This window comes from Rhizobium sp. CB3060 (assembly GCF_025200735.1).
Lineage (GTDB): Bacteria > Pseudomonadota > Alphaproteobacteria > Rhizobiales > Rhizobiaceae > Rhizobium.
Map to the genome: position 1 here is coordinate 2,231,377 of NZ_CP104159.1, position 17,306 is coordinate 2,248,682.

General features: G+C 58.1%; 16 protein-coding genes. 14 read left to right on the forward strand and 2 right to left on the reverse strand.

Features of this window, described 5'->3' with window-relative positions; translation table 11 throughout:
* Window positions 1-65: 65 nt before the first annotated feature.
* The gene (locus N2601_RS29465) at window positions 66-1,148 is read right to left on the reverse strand and encodes a substrate-binding domain-containing protein (RefSeq protein ID WP_104827782.1); all 1,083 of its coding nucleotides are present in this window, start codon (window positions 1,146-1,148) and stop codon (window positions 66-68) included.
* 353 nt (window positions 1,149-1,501) lie between these two features.
* Window positions 1,502-2,506 (reverse strand): helix-turn-helix domain-containing protein, encoded by a 1,005-nt coding sequence (locus N2601_RS29470; RefSeq protein WP_158704618.1) that lies wholly within the window; start codon window positions 2,504-2,506, stop codon window positions 1,502-1,504.
* A 415-nt stretch (window positions 2,507-2,921) separates the two neighbouring features.
* Between N2601_RS29470 and N2601_RS29475 the strand changes: the two genes are divergently transcribed.
* From N2601_RS29475 to serA, 14 genes are all read left to right on the forward strand, one after another.
* Window positions 2,922-4,493 carry an ABC transporter substrate-binding protein gene (locus tag N2601_RS29475; RefSeq protein WP_104827998.1) on the forward strand — a complete coding sequence of 524 codons (1,572 nt, stop codon included), beginning with the start codon at window positions 2,922-2,924 and terminating at the stop codon, window positions 4,491-4,493.
* Window positions 4,490-5,266, forward strand: coding sequence for an SDR family NAD(P)-dependent oxidoreductase (locus N2601_RS29480; protein ID WP_104827784.1), 777 nt, complete (start codon window positions 4,490-4,492; stop codon window positions 5,264-5,266). The genes N2601_RS29475 and N2601_RS29480 overlap by 4 nt, the downstream gene beginning before the upstream one ends.
* A gap of 1 nt (window position 5,267) precedes the next feature.
* Window positions 5,268-5,564: a hypothetical protein gene (locus N2601_RS29485; protein WP_158704619.1), complete on the forward strand. Its 297-nt coding sequence runs from the start codon at window positions 5,268-5,270 to the stop codon at window positions 5,562-5,564.
* On the forward strand, window positions 5,557-6,444 hold the full coding sequence (locus N2601_RS29490; RefSeq protein ID WP_158704620.1) for an SMP-30/gluconolactonase/LRE family protein: 888 nt from the start codon (window positions 5,557-5,559) through the stop codon (window positions 6,442-6,444). The genes N2601_RS29485 and N2601_RS29490 overlap by 8 nt, the downstream gene beginning before the upstream one ends.
* Window positions 6,445-6,452: 8 nt before the next feature.
* On the forward strand, window positions 6,453-7,049 hold the full coding sequence (locus N2601_RS29495; protein WP_260304572.1) for a cysteine hydrolase family protein: 597 nt from the start codon (window positions 6,453-6,455) through the stop codon (window positions 7,047-7,049).
* Window positions 7,050-7,054: 5 nt separating this feature from the next.
* Complete coding sequence (locus tag N2601_RS29500) at window positions 7,055-8,071, forward strand: ABC transporter permease (RefSeq protein WP_245464135.1); 1,017 nt, start codon at window positions 7,055-7,057, stop codon at window positions 8,069-8,071.
* Complete coding sequence (locus tag N2601_RS29505) at window positions 8,068-8,922, forward strand: ABC transporter permease (protein WP_104827788.1); 855 nt, start codon at window positions 8,068-8,070, stop codon at window positions 8,920-8,922. The genes N2601_RS29500 and N2601_RS29505 overlap by 4 nt, the downstream gene beginning before the upstream one ends.
* Window positions 8,919-9,815 (forward strand): SMP-30/gluconolactonase/LRE family protein, encoded by an 897-nt coding sequence (locus N2601_RS29510; protein ID WP_158704621.1) that lies wholly within the window; start codon window positions 8,919-8,921, stop codon window positions 9,813-9,815. Before N2601_RS29505 ends, N2601_RS29510 begins: the two co-directional genes overlap by 4 nt.
* Before the next feature lie 11 nt (window positions 9,816-9,826).
* Entirely contained in the window at window positions 9,827-10,723 is an 897-nt protein-coding gene (locus N2601_RS29515; RefSeq protein ID WP_158704622.1) for an SMP-30/gluconolactonase/LRE family protein, read from the forward strand.
* A 20-nt stretch (window positions 10,724-10,743) separates the two neighbouring features.
* A complete protein-coding gene (locus N2601_RS29520; protein WP_104828000.1) occupies window positions 10,744-12,381 on the forward strand; it encodes an ABC transporter ATP-binding protein in 1,638 nt (545 codons plus the stop codon).
* 38 nt (window positions 12,382-12,419) lie between these two features.
* On the forward strand, window positions 12,420-13,223 hold the full coding sequence (locus N2601_RS29525; protein ID WP_104827791.1) for a MoaF C-terminal domain-containing protein: 804 nt from the start codon (window positions 12,420-12,422) through the stop codon (window positions 13,221-13,223).
* A gap of 92 nt (window positions 13,224-13,315) precedes the next feature.
* A complete protein-coding gene (locus N2601_RS29530) occupies window positions 13,316-14,686 on the forward strand; it encodes an MATE family efflux transporter (RefSeq protein ID WP_104827792.1) in 1,371 nt (456 codons plus the stop codon).
* Between the two features lie 418 nt (window positions 14,687-15,104).
* The gene (locus N2601_RS29535; protein ID WP_260304576.1) at window positions 15,105-15,743 is read left to right on the forward strand and encodes a YcxB family protein; all 639 of its coding nucleotides are present in this window, start codon (window positions 15,105-15,107) and stop codon (window positions 15,741-15,743) included.
* Between the two features lie 261 nt (window positions 15,744-16,004).
* Entirely contained in the window at window positions 16,005-17,243 is a 1,239-nt protein-coding gene (serA, locus tag N2601_RS29540) for a phosphoglycerate dehydrogenase (protein ID WP_104827794.1), read from the forward strand.
* Window positions 17,244-17,306: the final 63 nt, after the last annotated feature.

Genomic DNA, 17,306 nt, shown 5'->3' on the forward strand with positions numbered 1-17,306 from the left:
ATCCTTGCCACCCGCGTTGCGGGAGGGCTTGTGCCCTCCCGCATTCTCCAGATGCTTCGAGCGGCTTAGTTTTCGAAGCGCTTGCCAACCTTTGCGACCGTGTCCTTCGTCACGAGCTGGGCTCGCGTGTCGAGATTGGCGGCCGCAATGCCACGATCAATTTGCAGATAGAGCTGCATGACAGGCCAGAAGCCCTGCAGGAAAGGTTGCTGTCCCAGCGAGCCGGTCAGATTTCCAGCGGCAATACCTTCCTGCTGCGCCGGGCCGAGATCGAAACCAAAACTGCAGAACTTGCCGGTCCGCCCCATCTGAGCCACTGCCTTGACGAGCGGTGGCGTAAAGACGTTGTTGGCTGTGAAGGCGCCGACCACGTCGCCGCGGGATTCGAAAAGCGAAACAAGTGCGTTGACCGGATCGTTCGGGTTGGTGTCGATGCCGACATTCTCCGGACCCGCGTCAACCTTGAAGGCGTCGAGCTTACCGGCGTCCTTCAGCGTCTTGACGATGGCGTTGAAAGCGGCGGTCACGCGATTGTTCACCTCGATGTTGCCCATCGCAGTGGAGGACGGCAGGACAATCGAGCCGCTGGTCGCTCCGCTTGCGAGCACGCATTTTGCGAGCGCCTCACCGCCGATTGCCGCCGCCGACGCATCCTGACCGGTATGGCTTATGCTGCTCCGGTCCAAGAGGTTCGCATCGAACGAGTTGGTTGTGGCAACTGGGATACCAGCCGCTTCGGCAGCCTTGACGATATCATTATAGGCGCCGACCTGCGGCGTCGTCATGATAATCCCGTCAATGGTCGGATCTTGAACGATCTGGTTGAGGATCTCGATCTCGCGGGCGGGATCGTCCACGGGCGATTCCGAACCCAGCAGCAATATCTTGGCCCCGATCATGTTGCCGGCAACGGTCGCGCCGACATAGACAGGGTCAAAAAAGCCGTTGCCCGCTGTGTGCGTTACAATTGCGAAGGTCAAATGACCATCAGCCGAATGGAAATTCTTCGTGCCGGGATCTTCCTTGGCGGCTTCAGCGAAATTGTAGCCGCCAACCGCCTTCTCGACGCTGCCGGACTGCGCAAATGCATGCGAGATGCCAAGTGATAGTGCCGCGGCCGATACCGTGTACAGCAAAATCCGCCTCATGATTGGTCCTCCCTTGAACCGAGGGAGAAAAGCCGTTCGGGCGCAATTTATCGGGAATGGGGCCGAAGGCTTTTTCCCATTTGCTAATATTCTTCGCAATTCTGATGCAAGTAAACGGTCAACTCATCGTATTGGCGAATTTGTTCGCTCCGAAAACACCCGATGATCGTTTTTGGCGGAATTCGACGGGTCGGCAAGCCTGGAAAAGTTTCTGGCAGGTCAGTTCCGACCGCGTTCCCCGATCCGATTTAGGATCTGACGGGCGAGCCCAAGCCGAAGAATCCGAGCGGAGTTCGCCGCTGCGCGAAGGCTCGTTTGGGTTCGTATGCCGCCAACAGCAACTCGCTGGTCCCTCACGCGACCAATGTGACTTTAACTGAACCCGATCCATCATGGTTGAGGGAGGCGTCCAGATCGATATGAACCCTTTCGGCGATACCGGAGAGGTAATCCCGCGGCGTATTTCCGAACGCTCTTCGGAATGTTCGCTGAAAGTAAGAAAGATCTGAGAAGCCGGCCTCGAAGGCAATTGTGGATATGAGTTCGACCCGCCTTCCCGCGATAATCTGGTCTATTTCCTTTCTCGCATGCTCAAGCCGCTTTATCAGCAAATACTTCGTCGGCGTCGTTCCCAACGAGGCGAAGCTACGTTGAACCTGCCGCATCGACAGGCGTAGCGTGTCTGCCATTTCCCTTATCTTGAAGTCGGGATCACGATAGCGGCTATTGATATATTGCCGGCTTATTCTGAGAGCGTGATCCATGCCATTGCCCGCAGGGCTCTTGTACTCCTGCTCGCGGTCTGGCGTCTCGCGAAGCATGATGGTCAAAACGCTAAGAAGGGCATCACGCAGCAGGCTATCGAGCCCGTTTTCCGATGATGTCGTCTGCCTCATTTTCTGAAGCATTGCAGAGATCGCGCCGTTGATCGGATCCAGCCGTGGAAGAAAATTTCCGCCGACCACCGATCCGCCTAACGCCTTGCCCAAGACATCGCCGCGAGGCAACATGACAAAGCAGAGCTTGTTGAATTCCCCGAAGAAGGTGAATTCCGAAGGTTCGAGGCTATCGACGAGAACCATGTCCCCGGGTTGCAGCCAGTGAGACAATTCATGCTGGCTTACCAAAGCATTGCCTTCCCGCTGAATGATCAGGAAGAAATCATCTCTGAAATCGAGGTTTATCTCCCGCCGACTTCTCGACGCCTGCTGGAGATTGGAGCACACCTCCACGAAGCTGATGCCTGCGCCGATCTCGATCGATACCTGGCCCTCAGCCTTTTTGTTGCGGGCACTCAAAAGGACGAAGTAGCCGCACATCTTGCGCAAATCCGCTTCGAAAGCCCCGATATCCGACATTATGTGCACATCCTGTTTATCGTACCAGTCGGTCTGCGACCGCATTTGGGTCAACACGCCCACTGAAAACACGATCTGTCGCTACAGTCCGCATTTTCCGTCACTTTTGACCAAGCTTACATGAAACGATTGGTCTTAAATAGCCGTAATGAAACCCCATTCGGCACGCGCAAGCGAGACAAATAACGCGCTCGCAAGTCGTGAGAAACGAGCCGCATTTAAGGCAAATCCGGGTCAATCCATAGCCGACGCGCTCGTGCCGTTGTGCGGCAGCTTGCCTGCTGTTTGAAAATGCGGTGCATCGGTCCTGCGCGCAGGACGAGGAAACGGCGGTCAACGCCACATTGCGTATGTAGTCGAGGGCCGGCAGAGAGCCGGCATTCTCCGGGAGGGAGAATAATATGGGGGAGAGGAAATGAAGAATTTTTTGACTGGGAATTACGGGCGCCGCGACTTCTTGAAAGCCGGGGCGTTAGCGGGCGCTGCCCTCGCCGGCGGGACCTCCTTCGTCGATCATTTTGGAAATCCGCTTGTCACAGAGGCCCGGGCCGCAACGCCAAAGCGCGGCGGCATGCTTATCCACGGTATTCAGGGCGGCAGCGCCGGCGATTCACTCGATCCGTTCAAGGTGCTTTCGGCGGCGGACTACGCGCGGTTCACGGCACTTTACGAGACATTATGGTCGGCTTCCGCAGCTTATACGATCGATCCGTGGCTGATTGAATCGGGCGAACCGAACGCAACGCTGGACGAATGGACAATCCGTCTCAAGAAAGGAATTCAGTTCCATCACGGCAAGACGCTGAGCGCCGACGATGTCATCTACAGTGCCCAGCGCTGCCTCGATCCGGCGACGGGAGCCATATATGGCGGTCTGCTGGCAACGCTCGATCTGAAGGAAACGAAGAAGCTCGACGAGCGCACGGTGCGCTTCAAGCTCAAATCCGGCATGATTTGTTTTCCGGAGGCCGCATCACTTGCCTTGCCGATCGTCCCGACGGACTTCGACCTCGCAAAGCCAGTCGGGACCGGTCCATTCAAACTGCAAAGCTTTGTGCCGGGCCAGCAATCCGTCATGGTGCGGAACGAGAACTACTGGCGCGATGGACGTCCCTATGTGGACGGCATTACGCATGTCAATTTCAACGACGAAACCGCAAGGATCAATGCCTTGCAGGGCGGCCAGATCAACATGGCCGATTTCGTATCCTTCCCGTTGATCCGCGTCCTCGCTGCGGACACCAGCCTCCAGATTAATCGCAGCGAGACAGTCAGCTTTATCCCACTCAACGTGCGGGTCGACCAGAAGCCCTATGACGATGTGCGGGTTCGCGAAGCACTCAAACTGCTCGTTGATCGCGATGCCATGGTTAAGGGTGCCTATCTGGGCGAAGGCCGCATCGCTAACGATCTCTATGCGCCTCTTGACCCCTTGTTCAATAAGGATTTGCCGCGGCGTCAGCACGATCCCGATAAGGCGAAGTTCCTGCTCAAGCAGGCCGGATTCGAAAATCTTCAAGTCGAATTGACGACCAGCGATCTCGGCTCCGGCGTGCTCACCTCGACCGAACTATACGCTGCGCAGGCGCGATCGGCAGGCGTCGACGTGAAGCTGAACAAGGTGGATTCCGCCGCATTCTATGGCGATCAGTATGGAAAGTGGAGCTTTTCTCCGAACCTTCAGCCGCCCTACAATTATTTCGTCACACTGATGCAGGCGGACGGTCCGACTTCGAGCCTCAATCTCTCGCATTTCAATGACGAGGAATTCTCCGGCCTGTTCTACAAGGCGCTTGCTGAAGCAGACGATGCAAAGCGGACATCGATGGCCCATCGTATGCAGGAAATCCAATACCAAAAAGGTGGCACGATTATCTGGGGCTTCCAAAATTCAGTCGACTTCACTCGTGGTGTGGCTGGAATCGCACCTGATGTGTCCGGTTTCTCCACCTACCGGTCCGCAGATCTCTGGATTGAAGAGCAATGACGAGGACCGGGAAGCCCGTAGCGATCGTGACAGGTGGCGGAAGCGGCATCGGCCTTGCTTGTGCTAGGTCACTCGCCTTGGCCGGATATCGGCTTGTCATCAACGGCCGGCGTCAACGCACACTCGATGAGGCGGCGCACTCCATCCTCAGCACGGTCGCCGACGCGGAAATAGAAACGGTCAGCGGCAGCGTCGCCAACTCGTCCGATGTCGATGCGGTTTTCGTTCGCGCGGCAAGCGCTTACGGCCGTCTGGACGCTGTTGTCAGTGCAGCGGCTGCCCTTCATGTCGCCAATTTCAAAGATATGAAGTTGCAGGATTGGGACGACATGAACGCCACCGTGCTTCGCGGCGCGGCCTTGATCGCCATGGCTTCGACAAAGGCCTTTCTCGCCGCCGGTACGCATGGGCGCATGGTGTTCATCTCCTCGATCAGCGCGCGTGTCGCCGATCCGGGTCTTGCGCATTATTGCGCGGCGAAAGCGGGCGTCGACGCGCTCGTGCGGTCCCTTGCAGTCGACCTGTCCTCCGACGGCATCGTTGCGAACTCTGTCGCCCCGGGCTGGATTCACACGCCCATGATCGGAGAGTTCGTGGAATCCCTGCCCCCCGGCGCACTCTCGGTCATGAACCCTCAGGCACGCGCGGCTAACCCTGACGAAGTTGCGAAAGTGGTCCGGTTCCTGGTGGTGGACGCCCCGGACTTCCTCACCGGATCGACCATCACGGTGGATGGCGGTCAAACTATCATGAACCACGTAATCGATGGATGAAATGACAGCATCAGAGAAAACCGGCCTGGTCGAAGTCGTGCATATTCGCCCGAAAGAGGGCATGGCCGACGCGATCCTGGCCATGCGCCCGCGCTTCTGCAGCGATTTGAGGGAAAAGACACCCGGCTTCATTTCCAACGCCTTCTATCAGATGGCCGATGGCACGTTTCTCGACGTCGTTTTGTGGACTGACGCGGCATCGCTTGAGGCCGTGGACGAAAACCATCCGCTGCTCGAGGAATGGTACGACAAGGTCGAAATCATTTCGATGGAAACAGGAGTGCCTGTCGATGCCTGAACTTGCGGCTACGATTGCGGAGTCGCTCGGGCATCCTCAAGGACCTGACGTCATGGACGACGGCACCGTGATTTTCGCGGAAACATACAGGTCCCGTCTTATGCTGTGCAGCGCCTCGGGACGACTGTCCGAGCTTTATCGCTGCGGCGGAGGACCAAATGCGGTGCTGCTCGGAAGCGACCTGCAGGTCTATTTCACGCAGAATGGCGGACAGGCGGGTGATTGGCGCGCCGACCATCAACGCCCACCGGCACTAGAATGCCTTGACATGTCCACTGGCAAGGTGACGGAAATCTGCCGCGAAGTGGGGGGACGGCCTCTACTTGCCCCTCACGATCTGGCGTGGGGTCCGGACGGATCCTTGTATATGACAGATTCAGGGACATGGGCTCCCGACGGAGATACGGAACCCGGTGCCATCATTGCCATTTCGCCACGCGGGCATGCCGAATTGATCCTCGACACCGGCCATGTGTTCCCGAGCGGAATCGCACTTGCCGGGGACGGGACCGTTTATTGGGCGGAATGTTATACTCGGCGGATCATGCGCATGAAAAAGGGAGGCTCGCCGGCTGAGGTTTGCACCTTGCCTCCCGGCCATACGCCGGAGTCGCTCAAAATCGACGAGAATGGCAATTTCTGGGTCGCTGCCCTGGAAGCCGCGGGCTTCGATATCATCACGCCAAACGGCGAAATCATCGGCTTCATTCCAACCGGTGGTTTGCCGCTGAACGGAACACTTCATGGCGGACGACTTTACGTTGCCGACTTGGGGCCATTCGACGAAAGCCAGCCGGCTCCACAATTTCTCGGCCGTATTCAAGCGGTGCAATGCGATGCCCGCCCCTGGCCGGCTTTTCGCTCAACGATCGACATGTGAGGAAAGTCATGCGTTTGCAAGACATTGACGCAGCCAGCACGGCACTGATCATTCTGGACATGCACGTCTGCATCGTCGGCCCGGAGGGAAATGCACAACCTCACGCGACCGAGCAGAATTTGGTCGCCAATATTGTCGCTCTGCGTGACGCAGCAAACAAGAAAGACGTCGCCGTCGTCTTCATTCATCATCGCAGGCCACGGGGCCTGAGGGCACGCGGCATGATGAGCGCGCTGTTTCGGGAGATCGCCGATGATCCCGATCTTCAGCCGGGCGCCCCTGGACTGGAGATGCTGCCGGAGCTTTCGGTAGGCCCTAGCGATATCGTCATCGAGAAGCAGCGGGCGGGCGCTTTCGCCGGCACCGATCTCGACCAGACGCTGAGGGCGATGGGGATCGACACCCTCGTCTTGACTGGCGCATGGACTAATCTTTCGGTCGAATCGACCGCGCGCTACGGGAGCGATCTCGGGTATCGCGTAATCATCGCCAGTGATGGCACAGCATCGCAAAGCGCTGAAATGCACGAGATCGCATTGAGCGGCGGCCTGTCCATGCTTGCCGAAATAGCGACCTGCGACGAGGTGATTGGTGCGCTGCGATGAAGCCAATGTCTGACGCCGAAGCAAGAACCGTAAGCATGCCGGCGAGTTCAGACGCAGCGGCACAGCTCAAATGGCTGTTCCGGAGGATGTTGAGCGGCGTCCTCGTTCTTTTTGTCGTTTCCATTCTGATTTTTGTAGCCACCCAGGCGTTGCCCTCGGATCCGGCACAGACCATTCTGGGCCGGCAGGCGACACCCGAACTCCTGGCCAATCTGAGGGAACAGCTCGGGCTGAACCGTCCGTTGCCAGTTCAATACGTCTCTTGGCTTGGCGGCCTCCTGACGGGCGATCTTGGCGTTTCGATTGCGGCAAAGCAGCCTGTCGTCTCCTTGATCGGAGCCCGGCTTCTCAATTCTCTGGCTCTTCTCATCTTCTCAGCGGCAATTCTCATTCCGCTTTCCATCGCTGTGGGCGTCGCAATGGCGGTCTGGCGCAACCGCATTGTGGACAGATCGCTAATGCTGGTTTTTCTCAGCCTCATGGCGCTGCCGGATTTCGTGATCGGCACCATATTGCTGATTTCGCTCGCCACGCTCGTCTTCCAGATCTTTCCCGCCGTTTCTCTGATTCCACCGGGGCAAAACGGCTTCGGACATCCCTACAAGCTCGTCTTGCCCGTGCTGACCGGCGTGCTGATCACCGCGCCCTATCTCATACGCCAAATGCGGGCCGCGATGATCGAGGCGCTTGAATCGGAATATGTGGTCCAGGCGCGGCTGCGCGGCATCAACGAACGGCGAGTGGTGTGGCGGCATGCGCTTCCGAATGCCCTGGTGCCGATGGTGCAGGGAAGCGCCCTGATGCTCAGCTATCTCCTCGGTGGCGTTGTCGTCATCGAATACATCTACAACTATCCCGGTCTCGGAGGGTTGCTGAATGATGCGGTCCGCTTTCGTGACCTGCCGGTCCTGCAGGCCGTGACCCTGATCTTCGCCACCGGCGTCGTCATCTTCAACATCGTCGCGGATCTGCTGACGATCCTGCTCACACCCCGCCTGCGAACCATCGAGTGGAGCAAATGAGTAATCCATCCTACGACGCGACCGGAACCGGATTCTGTCGGAAACTGCTTGCCTCGGGGCGGGTACGCCGTGCGGCTGTGGCGACGTTTCTGTTGCTGGCGATCGCATATCTCGGACCTTTGTTCGCACCCCACGAGCCATCTGATATTGTCGGAATACCCTTCGACGTGGCAGGCGTCGGTGTCTGGCTCGGGACCGACTACCTCGGGCAAGACATATTCTCGCGAATTCTGTGCGGAGGCCGGTCGGTTGTCTGGATGTCCACGCTGGCAAGCCTCATCGCGATCGTCTTCGGTGCCGCCCTCGGCTTGTTCGCGGCCTATGCAGGCGGGCTCGTCGACACGGCAGTTGGCTGGTTTAACGACATTCTGCTGGCGTTTCCCTTGATCGTCCTCGTCATATTGTTTCTGTCCATGCTCGGCCACGATCCGTCGTTGATCGTCGTGGTCGTCGCCATAGGCTGGCTTCCGACGGTGACGCGGCTTAGCCGCGGCGTGGCGCTGTCTGTCATCCATCAGGAATATGTCGCCTGGGCGGAGCTCGTGGGGATGCCTCGCTACAAAATTCTGCTCAAGGAAGTCCTGCCCAACGTCACAACGCCGCTGATCGTCCAATTCGGAGCGCTCCTGACCTGGTCCATCGGCATCATCGCGGGATTGAGCTTCCTCGGTTTCGGCATTCAGCCGCCGAATGCCGATTGGGGCCTGATGGTCAACGAGAACCGAAGCGGCCTGATGATCGCCCCGTGGGGAACTATCGCACCGATCGCAATGATCGCCTTCTTCGCGCTGGCAGTGAATTCACTGACGGATGCCGTCAGCGACATACTCGGTATCGGAGACGTGCTGTGACAGCGGTCGTGGAAATCGAAATTCTGGCTGAGGGCCTTGGCCATCCGGAAGGTCCCGATGTCTTGCGGGATGGCGGTATCCTGTTCGTCGAGGCCGATAGCGGCCGGGTTTGCGTATGGTATCCGGATCGAGCCGTTGTAACGCTTGCCGCCACAGGTGGCGCTCCCTACGGCTCCACGCTCGGCTCCGACGGTTGGATCTATGTCACCCAAAGTGGAGCCAATTACGGCGGCCATGCCCTTCCGCGGCCGCAGATGCCTTCGATACAACGAATTTCGCCGGATGGCGCTGTCGTGCAGTCGGTTTGCTCGGCATCAAATGGCGAGCCATATTTCGCACCCAACGATCTGGTCTGGGGACGGGACGGACGGTTGTATTTCACCGATTCCGGCCTCTGGGAACCGGACAATCCGACACAATCGAGCGCCATCCACGCCGTAAGCGCGGATGGCTTGGCCGAGAAGATCATTGATCTCGGACCTGTTTTCGCAAACGGCATCGGCTGCGAAGCGGACGGGTCGATCATCTGGCTCGAATCCTACACGAGGGTGATCGGACGATTGCGTCCCGATGGCCGACGCGAAGTCGTCGCTCGCCTGCCCGCCGGCCAGACCCCCGAGGGTGTTGCCATCGATAGCGAGGGAAATCTCTGGATCACGACGTTCGAAGCAGGGCTTGTCGCGGTCCTTTCGCGCGACGGCAGGACGCTCAGGGAAATCGAAGTCGGCGGCGTACCCGTCAATTGCACGTTTGTCGATGACTGGCTCTACGTTACCGATTTCGGATCGCCGGTCGATCCCGGCGATGAGGACTCGCTGCGACCGGGCCGCTTACTTCGCATGCGCGTCGATGCCAAGGGCATGCCGATGACGCGCGGCTTCATGAGGTTATGAGGAACACCAAAATGAGCGATCAAAACACGGTTCATATCCTGGAGCGGAACTTCGGTGAGATGCCGCAGGGCGGCGACACCCTGAAAGATGGACGCTTCCTCACGGTCGACGTAATGACTGGCGAGATCGTCGCTTATTCGCTGCGGAGTGGGCGGGAGGTTATTTCCAGGGTCACAAGTGGCCCGATTGCCATCCTTCGCGGTAGCGACGACGCATTCTATCTCGCCCATACGGGCGGTGTCCTCGGCAATTTCTGGGCGGCGGATGACCAGATCGCACCCTGCATACAGAAGATATCGCCTGGTCAGGATCAAGCCGAAACCATCCTGACCGAGGTTGCCGGAGTGCCTCTTGTTTCTCCTCATGATATCGCTTTCGGACCGGACGGCCGGCTTTATGTCGCGGACTCCCACATTTGGGAGTGGGAGAAGGAGAACCGGAAAGGCGAAGGCCGGATTTTCGCGATCAATCCGGACGGCAGCGCGGAACTTCTCGTCAATACGGGATGCACATTCCCTTGCGGACTTGTGGTCGAGGCGGATGGGGCCGTCGTCTGGACGGAAGCTTATTCGGACAGGGTTCGTCGCCTGCGCAAGGACGGAAGGATCGAAGACGTCATTCAATTGCCTGAAGGCCACACGCCGCACGGCATCCGCGTCGGCGAGGACGGGACGCTTTGGATCGCTTCCTTCGGTTCCAGTTCGATCGATGAAGTCGCCCCGGACGGAAGCAGCCTGATATCCCATCCAGTCCCTGGCCACCCGATGCATCTCGCATTCGACGGCGACGGTCTCTTGATCGCCGCCTTCCGGGCTGCCGATGCGGACAACATGGTCGGCCAACTGCTGAGGCTCCACACCGGACGGCTGGGCGCTTCGACCGCGCGCGGCGCGATCACATTGCAATGATCGTGGAAGAGGAGCTGACGATGGCGGACCAAGATCCAGCAAGGGCTTCCCGCGCAAAGGTGACCAATCTCTGCGTCGCGCTGAAGGACGGTCGGCAAATTGTCTCAAACGTCAATTTTGAGATCTCGCCCGGCGAAATCCTATGCCTGATTGGAGAATCGGGATCGGGCAAGACGACAGTCAGCACCGCCCTCCTGGCACACACCCGCACCGGCGCAACGATCGCATCCGGTCACGTATGCGTCGAAGGGATCGATATTCTCTCTCAGACACCGCAATCCCTCCTATCGGTTCGCGGAAAGATCATTGCCTATGTTGCGCAGGACCCGGCCTCTGCGTTCAATCCGGCCATCCGTATCCTCGATCAGATGATCGATGTCGCCCTGTGTCACGGCTGGGATCGTAGGACGGCACGAATCCGGGCAACCGAGATCCTCGGTGAAGTTGGCCTTCCCACCCACGACGAATTTCTTGCCCGCTTTCCGCATCAGGTTTCCGGCGGCCAGCTTCAGCGTCTCGGCATAGCCATCGCCATGCTGCTGGAACCAGCGGTACTGGTGCTCGACGAGCCGACGACAGGCCTTGACGTTGCGACCCAGGCAGTCGTGCTGAAGCTCGTGCGCCGGCTTTGCACGGATCATGGCATCGGCGCCCTCTATGTGACGCACGACCTCTCTGTGGTCGCAGCGATAGCCGACCGCATCGTCGTTATGCGCGATGGAAAGATCGTGGAGGAGAAAGCGGCAGGCCCGTTTTTCAAGGCGCCGGCACATATCTATAGCCGCGAGCTCCTGGCCGCCGCCCCGGATGTCGCACTCACCGGACCGCACAGGAACATTCGGCCGGGTGGTGATGCGTCCGCAAGACCAGTGTTGAGGGTCGTTGACCTTGCGGCGCACTACGGCACGATCTCGGTGCTGGCCGGAGTCACTTTCGATGTCCATGCGGGCGAGTGCCTGGCCGTTGTCGGCGAATCGGGTTCGGGAAAAAGCACCCTCTCGAAGAGCATCGTCGGGCAGCACGTGCAACAGAACGGTTTGGTAGAGCTTGAAGGCATCGCCCTGCCAGCACGCGCCCGTCAACGTTCTCTGCAAGCGCGGCGGGAGCTGCAATACGTCTTTCAGTCCCCGTTTTCCGCCTTAAATCCGCGGAGGACGGTCGGCGAGAGCATCGGGGCAGCCTATGACCTCGTTGAAGGCGATCGGGGAAGGCGGCGGGACGCCATTGTTGAAGTGCTGTCGAAAGTCGGGCTTCGCGCGGATCAAGCGAACCTGCGGCCGGATCGCCTTTCCGGTGGCGAACGTCAGCGTGTCTGCATAGCACGCGCGCTGATCTGCAAGCCCAAAGTCCTCGTTTGCGATGAGATCACCTCCGCTCTCGACGTCGTTGTACAGGAAGCCATACTCGATCTCTTGACCAGGCTTCGGGACGAGGAAGGGCTGGCGATGGTTTTCGTCACCCATAATCTGGCGGTCGTCCGCAATCTTGCGGATCGGGTTTTGGTTCTGGACAAGGGCAGGACCGCGGAAATTGGCATGACTGAGGATGTGCTGACACGGCCAAGCCATCCTTACACCCGGTCCCTGCTCGCGAACACGCTGTCTATTTCCACCATTTCGCAGGAACGATGGGGAAAGTCGGCGCCGACTGCCGGATAGGCCCGCCAAACATTCACATCCCGTAAAGGAACATTGCGATGAACGAACAGGTAATGCCGCAGTCCGACAATGCCCTCGGCCTTGGTGCGAATTTTACTGCCAACAAAGCTGAGCGCAGCGCCGAGCTTGCCGGGCGAAAGATCGATCTCGAACTGAGCAACGGCCAGGATTTTTCTTTCGAGTTCGTCGATGCGGAGAAGATGCGCTGGAGCTCGCGGGGAGCGGCCGTCAAGCGCAATGAAACCTATGAAGCACAGAGGGTCGCCGATGACCTGTTTCTCATTGCCTTCCAGCATGCGGACGATCTTCGTACATCGATGAGCGTCGTCGCTGATCTCCGTTCCGGCGAAGTCGTCTTCATTCAAAACGTCGTGGGTGAAAAAATCGGCAATGAACCGGCCGTCATTCAGACCGTCACTCTCGGCAGGGTCGCCGACCAGGCGCTGCAGGGGGAAAAGATTGCGCAAACGAGCGATCTGTTTGGTCGTCGCGCGATGTGGATCTACAGCGAGGACGACGTTTACGAACATATATACCTCAACGCCGAATGGTACGCGTGGCACTGCCTCAAAGGTGAGGAATATCCGAAGGCCGACATCGATCCTTGCCAGATGTTCAGGCTGCGGGAAGACATCTATCTCCTCACATTTTCCGAGAAAGTGATGGTCATGGCCGCTGGCATGGTACTGGACTTTTCCGGGCTGCGTTCGTACTGCGCGGCACTCGGACGGGATCCTGCGACGAACGAGATCACCCATTTCACCTTCGGCGCGTACGGAATGATCCTCAGCCAGACAAACTATCCCGAACCGCTTGTGAAACCGGCGGCGCTCGCTCCGTAGCCGAACATGCCGACGGCGCCTGCCGAAATCAAAAGAGCAGCAAGGGGGCAGCCGCGCGTCGCCCGACGTCGCGGCGAGCGAGGCGGTTAGACATGGATCAATCAAACAATGCGCACCGGCAAAGTTGGAGCGAGCACTTTTCCGGAACGCTCCGCCTCGGCCTGCCTCTCATAGGCGCACAATTGGCGCAGCTTGCCATCAATACGACGGATGTCATGATTGTCGGTCGTCTGGGTGCAATGGACCTGGCCGGCATCGTGCTGTCGATCCAATACTTCTTCGTGATCCTGTACTTTGGCTCAGGGTTTTCGATCGCAATCCTGCCGCTCGTCGCCCAAGGCATTGGACGCGGAGACAGGGATGGCGCGCGCCGCTTTATCCGCATGGCAGTATGGGCCTCGCTGGCCTATTCCGTTTTGGTTTTGCCGTTATTTTTGTTTTGCGAGCCCGTCTTGCTCTGGATGGGACAGAAGCCTGACGTGGTCGCGAAGGCTGCGTCCTATCTGACGATCATGGGCTTCGGCGTTGCACCTGCATTGGCGTTCATGGTGCTGAAGTCGTTCTTGAGTGTCATGGGCAGGACACGCATCATCTTCTACGTCAACCTCATATGTGTCGTCTTCAACGCGATCTTTGGCTACACATTTGCGCTTGGCCATTTTGGCTTTCCCACATACGGCCTGAAGGGTGTGGCCTGGGTTGCCGTTGCAGTGGAAGTGCTGTTCGCACTCTGTCTCGCCATTTACATCGCACTTGTTCCGGAGTGCAGGAAATTTGCGCTTCACAAGGAGATGCTCACGCCGAATTGGCCAGCGCTCGCGGAAGTGCTCCGCCACGGCATACCCATCAGCATGATGATCCTGTCGGAAATGAGCCTGTTTTCCGTAGCAGCCGTCATGATCGGCTGGATCGACACACTTCAACTCGCCGCACATGGCGTCGCCATGCAATTGGCCGCCATTGCGTTCATGGTCCCGCTCGGCCTCTCGCAGGCCGCAACCGTCAGAGTTGGATTGGCAGCGGGCCGCGCCGACCGCAGCGCCATCATCAGGACCGGGATCACCGCACTCGCCATGGCAGCGCTATTCGCATTGCTAAGCGGTAGCCTGCTGCTTTCGCAAGCACGGCTTCTCGCGGGATTTTTCATCGATGCATCCGCGCCCGACGCCGGGAAGGTTGTCGAGCTGGCAATACCCTTCATCACGCTTGCGGGCGCCTTTCAACTGTTCGACGGCCTGCAAACGGTCGCGGCGGGTCTCACTCGCGGCCTGAAGGATTCGGTCGTGCCGATGACACTCGCAATCGCCAGCTATTGGGGTATAGGCTTCCTCGGCGCCTACGTCCTCGCATTCCCGCTCGGCTTAGGCGGCATTGGGATATGGTTTGGTTTCGTCGCCGGTCTCGGTGCTGCCGCCGTTTCGCTGATCGTTCGCTTCGCGATACTTGCTCGGCGACCTCGATGAAGGGCTGGCTGAGTAAACTACGGCCGCGCCCGGAGCAAACAAGTATTAGTTGTTTGCTGCCACGGCTGTGACGAGTACCTGAACCTCATTGACTGGATTGGAAAGGGATCGCGCCGGCGAGATCGAGATTCTGCTCGCCGGTCGAGACGCGCATGTAGCCAATCAGCATGTCACTCCGCGTTTCCATATTAACTCAGACGGCAGGGAGTCTATCGGCTGTAGGTTTCTAAATAGGTATTGATGAAAATTAAGACTTTCGCGGTTCGGTTTCCGTGACAAAAATAGCCCGCGTATTTAACCAGGGGCTTGTCGAAATAATCCGAGCAAGAGATGGTCGGCTCTGCTACCCCGCATTGCACGATCCACCTCGGCCATGTGTGTCAGGAAGAGAAGTCTCCACTCTGCAATAGGTCATCTTATGTCTGAGATTCCCCGCACTTCGGTTCCCAAAATCTGGCCGGCAAGCCGTGAGCCGGGTTTCCATAAGGTGTTTGAACTAACCCTGGATGATCATCTGGCGATTCAGCACACGACGCGCCAGCTACTGCCACTGCGGTCTTCCGTGCTTGCCATCTCGTTCATTGCGCTGTTCGTCGCTCTCATCACAAGCTACGATAGCTGGCGCTCCGGCAACGTGGTGCGGTTTGTCTTGGTGGTCGTCGCGACGGTGGCTCTATGCGCTCTGGCAACGGTCGTCCTGATCAAGCCGGCGCGCGCGCTGCTGCGCGCCATGTATCATCGAAAGCTGGTCAAAAATGGCGGCGCGGGCGTGCCGGTCGAGGCATGGGTGGATCAGGAAGGTATCCGCTTTACAGCGAACGGTCAGACGCTGAGCTGCCCGTGGCCGTCGCTTCGCGCGATCGAGGAAGAGGATGGCACTTTTTATTTCTGGATGTCCAAGACATGGGCGCATGTCTGGCCTGATCGCATTTTCGCTTCCGCAGAGGAACGACAGCATTTCCGCGACTATATTTTGAAGTGGTCCGGGCGTCCGATCGCCTCGCCGCCAGTTCTCGCCAGACTCGGCGCTGGCGGGCGGGCCAATCTTCCCGATTGAAGGAACGCAGCCTCGGGCAGCGACAACACTTGCGCTCGCTCGCAAAACATCGCCGAACGTGCTTTCTCATCTTCGATCGGTTATGAGCCGATTCCCCAAAAGTCGTCGACCATGGGCGTGGTCCTTTGCCGCCAAATATGGTTGAGTTTGTTCTTGCGCTGTCCGCCGGATGGTCGCTAAAGCATGTTGCCATATCTGTGCGTTTCTCTGGCCGACAAGCGACCTCGGCTTAATCGAATGCGACAATCGAAGGCAATTCAAATGACCCGACATCTTTCTCTTCCGCGCGATCGGATTTCCGTACTTCTGCTTGAGGGCATCAGTCAGAGCGCCGTGGACTACTTTTCGTCGTCCGGCTACGTCAATCTCACGCATTTGCCGAAGGCTCTGGATGACAAGGATCTCAAAAGTCATATAGCCGATGCGCATATCATTGGAATTCGCTCACGCACACATCTGACAGACGAAATTTTCAGATCCGCCAAAAAGCTTATCGCCGTCGGTTGTTTTTCCGTGGGGACCAATCAGGTCGACCTGGATGCAGCGCGTCGACGCGGAATCCCCGTATTCAACGCTCCTTATTCGAACACGCGCTCGGTTGCAGAGCTTGTGATCGGCGAAATCATCATGCTGACCAGGCAGATTTTCCCGCGTTCAGCATCCGCCCACAAAGGTGGGTGGGAAAAATCGGCCGTAGGCAGTCGTGAGGTGCGCGGGAAAACGCTGGGCATCGTCGGCTACGGCAACATTGGGTCGCAGCTTAGCGTCCTTGCGGAAAGCATGGGCATGATTGTGCGCTATTTCGATCCTTCAGATAAGCTTCGCCACGGCAATTCAGAGTCGATGGCAACGCTCGGCGAGCTTCTCGAAATCTCGGATTATGTGACGATGCATGTTCCGGAAACCAGTTCGACGCAAAACATGATCACTGAAGCCGAACTGCGCAGGATGAAAAAGGGAGCCATTTTCATCAACAATTCGCGCGGGACCGTGGTGGATCTCGAAGCGCTTGCCAAGGTTTTGAAAGAAGGACATCTCGCGGGTGCGGCTGTGGATGTGTTCCCGAAGGAGCCGGCATCAAATAGCGAGCGCTTCGACACGCCGCTGCAGGGTTTGGATAATGTCATTCTCACTCCGCACATCGGCGGGTCGACCGAAGAAGCCCAGGAGCGCATTGGAAGGGAAGTCTCCAGGAAGCTTGTCGAGTATTCCGACGTCGGCTCGACGCTGGGCGCGGTCAATTTTCCCCAGGTTCAATTGCCGCCACGTCCAAATGGAACGCGTTTCATCCATGTTCATGAAAATCGCCCTGGCATCCTGAACAATCTGAATACGATTTTTTCGTCCCGTGGACTGAATATCGTCGGTGAGTTCCTACAGACGCACGGCGAAACGGGTTACGTGGTCATTGAAGTCGAGGACGTTGGCGAGACGCCGGATGACATACTTGACGCGCTTCGCCAGATTCCGGGGACGATACGAGCTCGATTGGTTTACTGACGCCGGTGGGAAATTGGCATTCTCTAGGTGTTTCTGAGAGAGCTTTGTCGCCAGCGACCCAAT

What these genes read in the sequence shown, in the direction of transcription:
- N2601_RS29465 (WP_104827782.1), bottom strand. Translation starts at nt 1,148, where the DNA reads ATGAGGCGGATTTTGCTGTACACGGTATCGGCCGCGGCACTATCACTT.
- N2601_RS29470 (WP_158704618.1), bottom strand. Translation starts at nt 2,506, where the DNA reads ATGTCGGATATCGGGGCTTTCGAAGCGGATTTGCGCAAGATGTGCGGC.
- N2601_RS29475 (WP_104827998.1), top strand. Translation starts at nt 2,922, where the DNA reads ATGAAGAATTTTTTGACTGGGAATTACGGGCGCCGCGACTTCTTGAAA.
- N2601_RS29480 (WP_104827784.1), top strand. Translation starts at nt 4,490, where the DNA reads ATGACGAGGACCGGGAAGCCCGTAGCGATCGTGACAGGTGGCGGAAGC.
- N2601_RS29485 (WP_158704619.1), top strand. Translation starts at nt 5,268, where the DNA reads ATGACAGCATCAGAGAAAACCGGCCTGGTCGAAGTCGTGCATATTCGC.
- N2601_RS29490 (WP_158704620.1), top strand. Translation starts at nt 5,557, where the DNA reads ATGCCTGAACTTGCGGCTACGATTGCGGAGTCGCTCGGGCATCCTCAA.
- N2601_RS29495 (WP_260304572.1), top strand. Translation starts at nt 6,453, where the DNA reads ATGCGTTTGCAAGACATTGACGCAGCCAGCACGGCACTGATCATTCTG.
- N2601_RS29500 (WP_245464135.1), top strand. Translation starts at nt 7,055, where the DNA reads ATGTCTGACGCCGAAGCAAGAACCGTAAGCATGCCGGCGAGTTCAGAC.
- N2601_RS29505 (WP_104827788.1), top strand. Translation starts at nt 8,068, where the DNA reads ATGAGTAATCCATCCTACGACGCGACCGGAACCGGATTCTGTCGGAAA.
- N2601_RS29515 (WP_158704622.1), top strand. Translation starts at nt 9,827, where the DNA reads ATGAGCGATCAAAACACGGTTCATATCCTGGAGCGGAACTTCGGTGAG.
- N2601_RS29520 (WP_104828000.1), top strand. Translation starts at nt 10,744, where the DNA reads ATGGCGGACCAAGATCCAGCAAGGGCTTCCCGCGCAAAGGTGACCAAT.
- N2601_RS29525 (WP_104827791.1), top strand. Translation starts at nt 12,420, where the DNA reads ATGAACGAACAGGTAATGCCGCAGTCCGACAATGCCCTCGGCCTTGGT.
- N2601_RS29530 (WP_104827792.1), top strand. Translation starts at nt 13,316, where the DNA reads ATGGATCAATCAAACAATGCGCACCGGCAAAGTTGGAGCGAGCACTTT.
- N2601_RS29535 (WP_260304576.1), top strand. Translation starts at nt 15,105, where the DNA reads ATGTCTGAGATTCCCCGCACTTCGGTTCCCAAAATCTGGCCGGCAAGC.
- serA (WP_104827794.1), top strand. Translation starts at nt 16,005, where the DNA reads ATGACCCGACATCTTTCTCTTCCGCGCGATCGGATTTCCGTACTTCTG.